The sequence below is a fragment of the Rhizobium mongolense USDA 1844 genome (assembly GCF_000419765.1).
GTDB classification, from domain to species: domain Bacteria; phylum Pseudomonadota; class Alphaproteobacteria; order Rhizobiales; family Rhizobiaceae; genus Rhizobium; species Rhizobium mongolense.
The window spans coordinates 68458-80410 of sequence record NZ_ATTQ01000012.1; the positions used below are offsets into that span (position 1 = coordinate 68458).

The following is an 11953-nucleotide window of genomic DNA, read 5'->3' on the forward strand; positions in this document are numbered from 1 at the left end:
CAGGAAAATCTGCGCGCCGGCTCACCGATGCCTTGCGCTTAAAAATATCCGATCGGCCCCTATTCGTCCCTAGCCCCGTTTTCTGCGCTGAGTCTGCGGGTTTTCCCGTCGAGCAGTCATAGTGTCGGTGGCCTTCATTCCCGGCATCTCCGGCGAGCTTTTCCGCCAGTTCGCCGTGTCGGTATCCTCGTCGGCTGTCGCCTGCTTGACGGCCAGGTGAAGTCGAACCGCCTTGCTCGTGATGCGCTATGGCGGCAAACGCAAGCAAGGGATTACCCGCGTGCCGTTTTGTTCTGCCCTTCGAACCATCCGGTAATGGCGTCGAGGCGCCGTTCCACTCTCGTTTTGCGGCCTGTCGAGCGGTGGAGTTCGGCAAGGCTTTGCGTGGCCTTCAATTCCCAGGTCTTTGCGCCCTGTTTTTGAGCGAAGGCGGCCGATTTGCGGAACGCGCGCTCAGCGGAGTGAGCATCGCCTTTAAGGTAGAGGCCGGCCACCCCTCCGAGGCGGAGCAGTTCCGCTGTAAAATAATGCTCACCTGTCTTCTTGGTCAGCGCCAGCGCCTCATCGATGACGCGGGCGGCACCTTCGAATTCGCCAAGCGCGAGGTTTGCTTCTGCCAGCAGGCCGAGATAGCAGGGCTTGTCTATCTGCTGTTCGCCGAGGTTGTCGCAGGTGCCGCGCATCTGCTTTAAGCCCCGGCCATCGTGATGCGCATGAACCATCGCCCAGCCCTGAAAGAATGATGCGAGGTTCGCCCATAGCTGAAAGCCGTTCGCCTTGGCGAGCGGCCCCAACTCGTCCACCATTGCCTGCAAGGCGGCCACGTCCTTGCGCAGAGCCATAAGAACGCAGCCGTTTCCAAGCCAGCCCGCCAACTGGTAATCGGATTGCTGGCGCGCGCCCTGCTCGGCCTCGTGATAAAGCATGATGGCGCGCTCGTGATGTCCAAGCAGATGCAGTGTCCATGACAGATAGATCATCGTCATGTTCGGAAAATCGCTGCCGACCTCATCGGCCTTCGCGCGATAATCGAGAGCCTCCTCCAGATATTGCCGGGCCTCTTCGAGCTTGCCCTGCGAAAAGAGGCACATGCCCTTGAATTGCATGCCGAGGACGAGCGCTTTCAAATTCTGTTGCTGACGCCCCATATCGAGCAGCTGGTCGCTTGCCCATTCCGCATCGGCGAACCGCGCTGAGTTCAAGGCGGTACCAAACAGCCCGTCCAGTGCGCGGATACCCGCTTCCGGATCGCCGAGACTTTCGCTCAAAGACATGACATTGCGATAGGCCGCGCTTCCTTCGAGCGTGACGTGGCCGAACGTGGCATAAAGCACATCGCCGCGTTCGAGTTCGAGCCTGAGGCATTTTTGGTCACGTTCCCGCGATGGCGGCAATTTTTGAAGGCACTCCAGCCCGTTTGCGAACATATTGGCGGCCTCGACTTTTGCCCAGGTGGCGCCCGTCTTGCGGCCGGCGGTGAGCCAGCAATCGGCTGCCCGCTGGTAGAGCCCGGCCGCAGCGAGATGTTGTGCAAGGACTTCCGGATGCTCGGCCGCCTGTCTTGGATAGAGCTTTTCGATCCCTTCGGCGACAAGCTGGTGCAATTGTCGGCGGCGATCGCGCAGGAGGGTAGCCTGGGCTGCCTCTTGCAGGAGGGCATGGGTAAAACTGTAGCTCGGCCAGTTGATCGCCGGTTGCGGCGCGATCAGCCCGGCTTGGATCAGGCGATCCAGGATCGAAACCAGAGCCTCTTCGGACAGGCCGGAAAGATGCGCAAGCAGCCCGATGTTGAACACTCTGCCGATGACCGCCGCCATTTGCGCGATCATCTTGCCGTTCCCCAGCTTGTCGAGGCGAGAGAGCAGGAAAGACTGCAACGTCACCGGTATGTCCGCCGCCGCATCCGGTCCTTCCTTCAATATGCTGGCAGCATGGCCGTCGGCGACTGCGCGGCACAGTTCCTCGACATAGAGCGGCACCCCTTCGGCCCTGGCGAGAACGAAATCGTTGGCGGCATCGGTCATAGTGCTGCCCTCTGCCAGCACGCGGCAAAGCGCCTGGGCTTCGAACCGGGTCAGCCGCTTTAGCCGGAGCCCATGAAGCGATGGATTTTTCAAAGGCGCCTGCAGCGCTGCCTCGCGCGAGGTGACGACGATCAGCATGGGCGCGAACCGCACTTCATCGATCAGCGCTTTCAGCACGTCGCCGGAGGAGGGGTCGATCCATTGTTCGTCCTCGATCGTCAGCCACAGCGGGTCGGCCTGCGACATGCCCTGCAGCCATTCGACGAAAAAGCGGCGCACGATCGTCTGCTGCTCTTTCGATGTCAGGTCCGGCAAGGAATAATCCGTTTGCTCGATCGCCAGCAGTCGCGAAAACACGGGCAGCGTTTGGGAAAGCGGAATATCGCTGGAGGCCAGGATCGTCTCCAACAGTTCCACATTCGCCTTTGCCGGCGCGGCATCGTTGATCCCCGCATGACGCTTCAGCAGATCCAGAAACGGATACAAGGCGCTGTTGGAATAGGCCGGCGCACATTGAAGCGTCAAAGCCTTAAAGTGCGAAGCGCGTGAGCGCGCCTCGAAAATCAGCCGCGATTTGCCGATGCCCGCTTCCCCCGAGATCAGGATCGCCCGTCCGCTCTTTTCAGCCACGATCCCGTCTGCAAGCTCACGCAGGCGGTCGAGTTCGGCGCGCCTGCCGACAAGCTTCGTCAAGTGGGTTCTTTTTTCGAACCGGTTTTCCAGCCTTCGCGCCTTGTCGACACGCCAGATTCGCACCGGATCGCCGAACCCCTTCAACGACTTCGCACCGAGATCGACAAAATCGAAAGCTCCGTTGGCGGCGTCGCGGGTCTTCTGGTCGGCAAGAATTGTCTGAGGGGCGGCCAATGTCTGCAGCCGCTGGGCAAGATTTGGCACCGGCCCGAAGGCGACAGTCGACACGCCGGCGGGCGCTCCAGCGAAATCGCCGACAACCACAAGCCCGCTTGCAATTCCGATGCGGATCTGCAACCGGGATCCGTCAGGCGTTTCAATCTGCGGCATCGCCTGTATGAGGCTGAAGCCGAGCCTGATCGCGCGTTCCGCGTCATCCTCTTCCGCTGTCGGATAGCCGAACAAGGCCTGCAGCGCGTCGCCGATATAGTTGGCGGTGAACCCACTATGCGCATGCACGAGTGCGGCGCATCGGTTGAGATAGGTTTGTGTCAGGTTGCTGAAGTCTTCGGGATCGAGGCGCGCGGCATATTCCGTCGAACCGACCAGGTCGCAGAACAGGATGGTCAGCGGCCTTCGTTCCACGGGCACCATCGGCCGCTGACGCGGCTCGTGGGCATCGTCCAGCTGTGCGATGGCGGAGAGGATTTTTCGGCGCGGACCGAGAGGGATTCCAAGCTCTTTGAGGTCATCGTCGGACAAAAGACGAAGCGTGTCGAAATCAATCTGCGCCTGCGCAAAAGCTTCCCCAAGCCGACTGAGGCCGAGCGTGTTCAACCATTTTGAAACCTCGTCCATCGAATTTTCTGCCCCAAATCCGTCCTTCGGCATTCACGCTGATCTGCTGAGGTCAATCGCAATCACGCCGCCGGTGTCGTCGTCCTGCGGCGTCCCATTCATATTACATGGAGCACTGAGTAAAGCGGAATATTCAACTCGTCTAAATTTAGCAATTTCTTTCTTATTATTTCAATATAATGTACTCTAGCGTCAGTTGGGGACTTCATCAAACAGTGCATCGCGAGTGCGGCGGCTTCGGGCCCAGTCGAACGACCTATGCTGATGGGGAGAGAAGAGATGTTCGGCAGTAACCTCGCAACCTCTTCGCTGCGCAAGGCATCTGCCGATCTTCAATCGAGGGGCGATCAACAGGAGGGAAACGTGGCTATTCTTCGAAAAGAGAAATGGGCGACCAATATACCTGCTGCATTCATGCTGGCGGCGGCTTCCGCGATCTGGCTGATATCCGATCGACCGGCGTTGGCCGTGGACCCAGTCTGCGACGACCCCACCGCCAAGAACTGGACATACCCGATTACGAACCCCGAACCGGCCGAACGGCAAGCGATTATGGATCTGATCCACCGGTATTACTGGGCGCTGGACGAAAAGAATGCAGCCGCCATTGCCGAGATGTTTACGCGCGATGCGAACTATCAGGTCTGCAGCGGAGGCGGAGGGCTCAAGCGCGACAGGCGCAAGGGGCCGGACGAAGTGGCGACCTATTTCAAGAACCTTTTTAGCAACCTCGATCATGCAGAATCGCGCGTCCGGCACTTTGAAAGCAATACGCTCCTGAACATTGTCGATCCGAATGCCCCGGGGACGGTTGAAGCAAAGTCTGCCATGCTGGCAGTCATCCAGCGGGCTGACAACGAAGTGCCTACGCTCGACTATGCCGCGGTTTTAAGGGCGGTTTTCGTCAAGGAGAACGGTGCCTGGAAGTTCGACATGCTAACGCTCATCACCGACGAGCCGAAGGTCATGGTGCGAGCACGATGAGGGAGAGCTGTTCGAGACGGGGGTCTGTGCCGGAGGAGTAGGAAATGGGTGTGAGGACGATCGGCTTCGCATTCATGATCGGCGCCGTTGCATTTGCCCTCGCCAATGCATCGGATCAAGACGTCGCTGGCGAACTGCCCGACGAAAGGTTCGCCGAAACCGTGCATCGTTGGAACGGTGCCTTCCTCTGGGAGCCGGCATCGGCCAGCACCAACATCACGACCCGGTTCGGTGACGAGGTCCGTGCGGTTTTCGGGCCGATCCCGGACGCAGATTGCGCCGGCGGGGGTGCGAAAACGATCCCGCTCGAAGTCGACGGCAATATCGTCGACCTGCAACCAAACCCCAACAAGGCGGGCAATCCGCTGGAATTCGAACACCGGGATGCGGACGGCACCCTAGTCAAGTGGACGGCAAGCATTCCAAAATGCGATAAGCCGTCACTTGCCGGCAACGTCACTTACTGCGGCTTGAATTCGCGTCTGAACCGCGTCGTGAAAGGCAATGTGGAATGGCTTTTCTTGTGCCGCAAATCCAATGCCAGCCTGGAGCTTGAGCCTGATCCTTATTGGCAGCGGTCAAATCCGAAATTCTCGCGCTTCGGCTCGATCGGGTTCAACAGGGGCACCGGCGAGATCGTGTTCTTCGACGGCCGCAAGGACCAGGAGGTGTTCGACTGGTCAAAGCCGTTCGTTCCGCCGGGCGGTCGGTCATATTCCGACACAGCCGGGCGGGCGGCGGCAGAAGCGCTTTACGATCAGACGTTTCAAATTGAATGTTCGGCATGCCACGACAACAAGAATCCCTACGTCATCAACCCGCATATCGGACAGGCAAGAGTTGGTTATCCGGACGGCAAAAATGATCCGAGAGCCCGGGCCTTCAGCCTCGGCGCCTATCTTCCAAGACTACCCCGCGATGAGAGGACGCCCTTTCGCGTCATCGGGTCCGGCTATACCAGCACCTATGCGGCCGAACTGAAGAACGCAAGCACGGTACGAGATCCGAACGGCGACTGCACGGAGTGCCACACGCTGACGACGCAGACGACCGGGCAGCGTCTCGCACCTGACGCGGTTGGGCGTGAGCCGTTCATTTCCAATCCCAGCTGGGCGCAGCTTCTAAAGCTTCGCGCCGAGAAGGAAAATTACCGGCAAGTGGATCTGCACCGGACGGAATGGGCACGGCGCTCGGGCGGCGGCAGAATTCATCCATGGATGGTTCCGGCAAACGGTAACGATGTATCCGGCCACTCATCGCAGATCAGCCTTGACGCCTGGCGCGAGCTCAGCGATTGCCTATGGGGCAGCGGCGGGCCGGAATGCGGCTACCGGCCGCTCTACACGCCCTGTCCCGCTCCGGGAAAAGGGGCGGGCGGTGACGGATCGGCTCCGGGCGACCTCGCTGTCACCGTTTTGCCGCCGGACCCCGGCCTCCCCGCGCGGCGTATTCGTGTGAGCTGGAAGTACCTCAACAGCTACGGCGAAGTCCCCGGCCGAGACGACGTGCGGTTCAACATGGCCGTCAGGGAGAGCCTCATTCCTGCAGCAGGCGAAAAGCCGCATGCGAAGGACTATCCAAGTTTGAATGAAGCGATGGGCAAAGATTTCCGGGCGCTTCGCCCGAAGGTCGGGTTGTCCGGTTCGGCACGACTGATGCAGGACGCCTCCTATCTCGGACACGCACGATATTCCGAGCCGTCGAGTTCTATGGAACCCCGGGAATACCGGCTGGACTTTCCCGGCACCTGCAATCGCCGATATGCGATCCGCATCCTTCCGAAGAGATTTTGCTTCGACCAAAGCAATGTTGCCTTTGGCTTCGAGGACTATCTGTTTTTAGCGGATGTGCGATGCGATTGATGGCCGCGACTGGAGCTGCGGCCATCTCTTGGGTTCAGGATGGCATGACCCGATCGCAGGCAAGATCGCGGCAGCGCCTGATGCCCATGGCAGTGATCAGCGCGCCAGCCACGGCGGCTGCGACCGGGACGATCAGCGCCGTTTGAAGCGATACCAGCCGGGCTTCGGCAGATGTGGCTTCGCCAAGAACATAGGCGCCGATGGCACTTGCACCCGACAGGCCGAGGGCTGCGCCGAACTGAAAGGCGGTATTGACCAGACCGCCGGCCAGCCCCTGTTCGTGTTCATGAATGCCGTCGGTGGCAGCGATTGTCAGCGGGCTGTAGGCGATCGAGAAGGCCAGTCCGAGCAAAAGCATGCTTGGGAAGATTGCGGCATATGTCCAGTCAAGCTCCATCCGCAACAGCAATGCGTAGGAGATGGCGGCAAGAACGAAGCCTGCGAAGATAACGCGGTCGTTTCCGAAGCGATCGACAAGCCTGGGCGTGAGGATCGGAGCGACGACCGCGTCGATACCGATCACAAGCATCGCAATGCTGGTCTGCATCGGCGTCCAGCCAAGCAGCTCCTGGAGATAGAGAGTCGCGATAAACTGGAAGCCGAAGAACGACCCGGCAAACAGCAGCGCTCCGAGGTTCGACCGGACGAGGGAGCCGGAGCGGAATATTCCGAAACGCACGAGCGGCGCGGCGGACAGGCGCTCGATCAGGAAGAAGGCAAGCCACAGGGCCGCGCTCACGCCGAATATGCCCAGCGTCCATGCCAAGTTCTGGTCGGGATGTTCGAGGCGGGTCACGCCATGAACCGCAAGCAGCATCGCTGCTGTGAGCGTAACGGCGCCTGGGATGTCGAAGCGCTCCCTGGTGGCTCTAGACTGCCTGTCGGCGATGAGCCTGATCGCGGCGACAAAGATGAGGAGCGCCAGGATCACCGGCGCAAAGAACACCCAGCGCCAGTCGATTGCAGCAAGCAATCCGCCCAGGACGAGCCCGAGCGAGAAACCGGCGGAAGCCGTGGAGGCGTAGATGGTCACTGCGCGGTTGCGCTGGGGGCCCTCCGGAAAATTCGTCGCGACGAGCGCCAGGCCCGCCGGTGTCATGAATGCCGAGGCAGCGCCTGTGACGAAGCGGGCCAACAGGAGCATCCAGCCCTCCGTCGCAAGGCCGCCGAGTCCGGAGAATGCAATGAAGACGGCAAGTGCGGAAAGGAAGACCCGGCGTTTGCCGAAAATGTCCGCAGCACGGCCGCCGAGCAGCATGAAACCGGCATAGCCCAGCACATAGGCGCTCACCACGCCACTGAGCGTGGTTGTCGTCAGATTAAGATCGGCCCGGATTGCCGGAAGCGCGATATTGAGCATGGCAACATCGATGCCCTCAAGAAAGATGGCTCCGCAGAGGACGATCAGCGTCGCTGCGGCACGCGGCGTCATAGGTGCGGCGCCGGCTTCGGAAGAAGAAAGGGTCGTGGACATAAGCATGGTCCTTCGTTGACGATGAAGAGAGTGAGTGACTTTTCGTCAGTCAGTTCTCTCTTGTAACCGTCAAACAATTAGGTCATGCTTCGGACCCATGAAAGAAGGCACTTTAAACTCACCGAGTAACCTTTGCAGCAGCGAGGCGGATTACGACGTCCTGCAATGGGATGTGCGCGAAGGCTGCGAGGTGCGGCAGATCCTCGATCGGATCGCCGATAAATGGTCGCTGCTGGTGATCGCTCTTCTGGAAAAGCGCACGCTCCGCTTCACGCAATTGCGCAACAGCATCGAAGGCATCAGCCAGCGCATGCTGACGACCACCTTGCGCAACCTCGAACGCGACGGAATTATCGAGCGAACGGTCTATCCCGTCGTGCCGCCGCGTGTGGAATATGCGCTGTCGCCCCTCGGCTGCACGCTGCACGAAACCATCCGTGCGCTGGTGGGGTGGACGGAATCGAACCAGGCTGAAATTCTGGCGGCCCGAGCCCGTTATGACGCCAAGGCAGCCAGCGCTGGTGAAAGGTGATTTGCCGATGCCGACTGAACATCCGACTTCGCCTGTAAGGGCGACGCTTACTTCCATCGATCGCTTCTGTCGCGCCGTCTTCATTGCAGCGGGTGCTGACGAGGCTACCAGCGATGGAGCGACGCGGGCGATGATGCATGGGACGCGGCTCGGCATCGACAGCCACGGTGTTAGGCTCTTGCCGCATTATGTCAAAGGCTTGATCGAAGGCCGCATCAACCGGCAGCCGAAAGTGGCGCTTGCTTCGGCATTCGGAGCGGTCGGTGTGCTCGACGCCGATAATGGCCATGGAGGGCTTGCGACCTTCGTGGCGATGGATCATGCGGTCGATTTTGCCGACCGTCATGGCATCAGCGCTGTGGCCATCCGCAATTCCTCGCATTTCGGGCCGGCCGGCGCCTATGCGCTTCAGGCGGCCCGGCGGAGCTTTATCGGTCTTGCGTTCTGCAATTCCGACAGTTTTGTCCGCTTGCATGACGGCGCGATGCGCTTTCACGGCACCAATCCGATCGCCTGTGCGGTGCCGGTTCCCAACGACAATCCCTGGCTCTTCGACATGGCCACCAGCGCGGTACCTTATAACCGCGTTCAGCTTTACAGGAGCCTTGGAAAGAGTTTGCCGGCCGGTACGGCTTCGGATAGCCGCGGCTACGATACCACCGACCCGGAAGAGGCCGATATGCTGGCGCCGCTTGGCGGTGAATTCGGCTTCAAGGGGGCAGGGTTGGCCGGAATCTCCGAAATCCTCAGCGCCGTCCTGACCGGCATGAAATTGAGCTTCGACATCGCGCCAATGCCCGGTCCGGACTTCTCGGCACCGCGCGGACTGGGTGCCTTCGTGCTGGCGATGAAGCCCGAGGCTTTCCTGGACAGAAAACGGTTCGACGCTGCCATGACGCGTTATCTGGAGACGCTGCGCAATTCGCCGGCCCGCGATGACTTGAACGTCATGGCGCCAGGCGACCGCGAATGGAAAGTCGCCGAGGACCGCGAGAAAAATGGTGTCGAACTCGACCCTGCCACAGCGGAATCCTTTGCGGCGCTTGCCGCACGTTACGCTCTGAAGCCGCCGTTCGGTCCATAGAGCCCGTCCTTGCGGCGGATTGACGCACAGGACGATCAATGTTACGAATGGATGAATTGGTCAGGCCACTTGGCCAATTGCGCGTTTGAGGAGAAGCGCGCAAGGGAGGCTAGATGTTTTCGGCTGTTGAATCGCGCCGCCTTTACCGGCAGGTGGCGGACCAAATTCGTTCGATGATTGCGACTGGCGAACTGGCCGTTGGACAGCGCCTCCCGCCGGAGCGCGAACTGGCCGAAAAGCTGGCGGTCTCGCGTCCGACCATTCGCGAAGCATTGATCGTGCTGGAAGTGGAAGGGCTCGTGCATATCCGCATGGGCTCGGGAATTTATGTCGCCCGCAGGCACACCGTTCAGCCCGCTCAGCCGGAGCGCGAACCGTTCGAAGGGCCCTTCGAGCTGCTACAAGCCCGCTCCATCATCGAATGCGCGATCGCCGAGGAGGCTGCGCAGCGAGCAACCTCAAGCCACATTGCCGTGCTCGACGAGAACCTGCAGCAGATGGCAAGCGTTGTGAACGATACCGATGCGGCGCTCGGAATCGACCGCGCCTTCCACACGGCAATTGCCGGCATCGTCGGAAATGCCGCGCTCATCCGCTTCACCGGCGAGATCTACGATCAGCGCATGACGCCGTATTTCGAGAAGCTGGCAAGCCATTTCGAGGGACCGGATTCCTGGACGCGCGCGATGGAGGAGCATCGCGCCATCAGAGATGCGATCGCCGCCAATGACCCCGCAGCCGCCAAACAGGCCATGCGGACGCATCTCGACAGATCGCAGAAGAGATTTTCCGAAGGCTTCGGGGAGGAGCTGTTCGGGGAAGACGAAGGCGGCCGCGCTGCGGCCCGGAGAAATGCAAAGATCTAACGCAAGCTCGGGAGGAAAGAGCGATGAAGATCAGACTGGCTACGATAGTTTGCACCGCAGCCGCCATCATGGCGACGACGGTGGTCGCACATGCACAGACGGTCCTGAAATGGGCCCATGTTTATGAAACGTCCGAACCCTTCCACACGGATTCGGTCTGGGCATCCGAGGAGATCAACAAGCGCACCGGCGGGCGCTACAAGATCGAGGTCTATCCCGCGTCACAGCTTGGCAAGGAAGCAGACATCAACCAGGGACTGAAGCTCGGCACCGTCGATATCATCATTTCCGGCTCGAGCTTTGCCGCCCGCGATTACAAGCCGATCGGCGTCACCTACTATCCCTATATCTTCCGCGGCCCCGAACATCTGATCGCCTACACCAAAAGCGATGTCTTCAAGCGCCTTGCCCAGGGCTACGAAGACAAGACCGGCAACCATATTGCTGCCGTCAGCTATTACGGCACGCGCCAGACGACCTCGAACAAGCCGATCGCCAAATGCGCCGACATGCAGGGTCTCAAAATCCGCGTTCCCGACGTTCCGGCCTATCTCGCCATGCCGCGCGCCTGCGGCGCAAACACGACGCCGATCGCCTTTGCCGAGGTCTATCTTGCGCTTCAGAACGGCACGGTCGAGGCACAGGAAAATCCGCTGACGACGATTGAGGCGAAGAAGTTCTACGAAGTTCAGAAGAACATCATCCTGACCGGCCATATCGTCGATCATCTGAACACCGTGGTTTCCAAGACCCTGTGGTCGAGCCTTTCTGCCGAGGACAAGACAATCTTCGAGACCGTGATGCGGGAAGCTGCAGAGCGCACCACGAAGACAATCGAAGGACGGGAAAAGGGCCTCATCGCCACCTTCAAGGAGAAGGGGCTCAACGTGACGGAAGTCGACAAGGCCGACTTCGAGAAGGCAGTTGCCGAGAAGGTGGCCTTCGAGGATTTCGGCTACGAAAAGACCGACTGGGAAGCCATCCGCGCTATCCAATAATCGCAAAGAATGCGGCGCCATTGAGCGCCGCATCCTCCTTTCCGGCGAAAACGGACGTTCCCCATGTCGCAAGAAGTCCACACCCAGATCACCCCAGACGAGATTGCCCATACGTTCGAAGGCGCGGCTCCGACCGCAAAAGCCTCGGATTATGCCCCGGAGGACTGGATCACGCTGATCGTCTTCTGGCTCATGGCCGGCTGCGTCTTTCTGCAGTTCTTTACGCGCTATGTATTGAACGACAGCTATGCCTGGACGGAAGAGATCGCCATCAACTGCTTGATCGGCGTCGTCTTCCTCGGTTCGGTCATGTGCGTGCGCACCTCGCGCCACATCCAGGTGGACGTGTTCTACCACTACATGCCGCAGCGGATGGCGAGGATCCTTGCCAGCTTCGTCGATGTCGTCCGTATCGGCTTCTTTGCCTACGCCTGCCATCTGATGTGGCGTTATGTGCAGATTGTCGCCGGGGAGGAGATGGTAACCATCGCGCTGCCGCGCAACATCGTTTTTTACAGCGTCTTTGCCGCATTCGTCCTGATGCTGCTGCGCGCCATCCTGGTCTTCGTTGCCAATATGCGCCGCGGCTACTCCGTTCTGGAGCGGCCCGAGGAATTCCAGAAAATCGAGGATTGATC

9 protein-coding genes are annotated in these 11953 nt (G+C 60.0%); 7 read left to right on the forward strand and 2 right to left on the reverse strand.

All coding sequences use genetic code 11. The features are described 5' to 3' along the window. Positions 1-272 precede the first annotated feature (272 nt). Positions 273-3515, reverse strand: a complete 3243-nt coding sequence (locus tag A3C3_RS38990) for an AAA family ATPase (RefSeq protein ID WP_051154511.1) — start codon at positions 3513-3515, stop codon at positions 273-275. A 279-nt stretch (positions 3516-3794) separates the two neighbouring features. Here A3C3_RS38990 and A3C3_RS0122690 point away from each other — a divergent pair, with 279 nt between their 5' ends. Continuing rightward, a complete protein-coding gene (locus A3C3_RS0122690) occupies positions 3795-4499 on the forward strand; it encodes a nuclear transport factor 2 family protein (RefSeq protein ID WP_022716879.1) in 705 nt (234 codons plus the stop codon). Positions 4500-4543: 44 nt separating this feature from the next. After that, positions 4544-6361, forward strand: coding sequence for a hypothetical protein (locus A3C3_RS0122695; protein ID WP_022716880.1), 1818 nt, complete (start codon positions 4544-4546; stop codon positions 6359-6361). A gap of 34 nt (positions 6362-6395) precedes the next feature. On the opposite strand, the gene A3C3_RS0122700 is transcribed toward A3C3_RS0122695, so the two are convergent. Next, the gene (locus tag A3C3_RS0122700) at positions 6396-7835 is read right to left on the reverse strand and encodes an MFS transporter (RefSeq protein WP_033419778.1); all 1440 of its coding nucleotides are present in this window, start codon (positions 7833-7835) and stop codon (positions 6396-6398) included. A gap of 97 nt (positions 7836-7932) precedes the next feature. Between A3C3_RS0122700 and A3C3_RS0122705 the strand changes: the two genes are divergently transcribed. The 5 genes from A3C3_RS0122705 to A3C3_RS0122725 all read left to right on the forward strand — a co-directional run bounded on the left by A3C3_RS0122705 (position 7933) and on the right by A3C3_RS0122725 (position 11951). Then, on the forward strand, positions 7933-8367 hold the full coding sequence (locus A3C3_RS0122705; protein WP_022716882.1) for a winged helix-turn-helix transcriptional regulator: 435 nt from the start codon (positions 7933-7935) through the stop codon (positions 8365-8367). A 7-nt stretch (positions 8368-8374) separates the two neighbouring features. Then, on the forward strand, positions 8375-9451 hold the full coding sequence (locus A3C3_RS0122710) for an Ldh family oxidoreductase (RefSeq protein ID WP_022716883.1): 1077 nt from the start codon (positions 8375-8377) through the stop codon (positions 9449-9451). A gap of 113 nt (positions 9452-9564) precedes the next feature. After that, a complete protein-coding gene (locus tag A3C3_RS0122715; RefSeq protein ID WP_022716884.1) occupies positions 9565-10317 on the forward strand; it encodes a FadR/GntR family transcriptional regulator in 753 nt (250 codons plus the stop codon). Positions 10318-10340: 23 nt separating this feature from the next. Beyond that, positions 10341-11315, forward strand: a complete 975-nt coding sequence (locus tag A3C3_RS0122720; protein ID WP_022716885.1) for a sialic acid TRAP transporter substrate-binding protein SiaP — start codon at positions 10341-10343, stop codon at positions 11313-11315. A gap of 63 nt (positions 11316-11378) precedes the next feature. Then, on the forward strand, positions 11379-11951 hold the full coding sequence (locus A3C3_RS0122725) for a TRAP transporter small permease (protein ID WP_022716886.1): 573 nt from the start codon (positions 11379-11381) through the stop codon (positions 11949-11951). The last annotated feature ends 2 nt before the right edge of the window (positions 11952-11953 follow it).

Excerpts from the sequence above, each read along its gene's own strand:
- A3C3_RS38990 (WP_051154511.1), bottom strand. The coding sequence starts at position 3,515 with ATGGACGAGGTTTCAAAATGGTTGAACACGCTCGGCCTCAGTCGGCTT.
- A3C3_RS0122690 (WP_022716879.1), top strand. The coding sequence starts at position 3,795 with ATGTTCGGCAGTAACCTCGCAACCTCTTCGCTGCGCAAGGCATCTGCC.
- A3C3_RS0122695 (WP_022716880.1), top strand. The coding sequence starts at position 4,544 with ATGGGTGTGAGGACGATCGGCTTCGCATTCATGATCGGCGCCGTTGCA.
- A3C3_RS0122700 (WP_033419778.1), bottom strand. The coding sequence starts at position 7,835 with ATGTCCACGACCCTTTCTTCTTCCGAAGCCGGCGCCGCACCTATGACG.
- A3C3_RS0122705 (WP_022716882.1), top strand. The coding sequence starts at position 7,933 with ATGAAAGAAGGCACTTTAAACTCACCGAGTAACCTTTGCAGCAGCGAG.
- A3C3_RS0122710 (WP_022716883.1), top strand. The coding sequence starts at position 8,375 with ATGCCGACTGAACATCCGACTTCGCCTGTAAGGGCGACGCTTACTTCC.
- A3C3_RS0122715 (WP_022716884.1), top strand. The coding sequence starts at position 9,565 with ATGTTTTCGGCTGTTGAATCGCGCCGCCTTTACCGGCAGGTGGCGGAC.
- A3C3_RS0122720 (WP_022716885.1), top strand. The coding sequence starts at position 10,341 with ATGAAGATCAGACTGGCTACGATAGTTTGCACCGCAGCCGCCATCATG.
- A3C3_RS0122725 (WP_022716886.1), top strand. The coding sequence starts at position 11,379 with ATGTCGCAAGAAGTCCACACCCAGATCACCCCAGACGAGATTGCCCAT.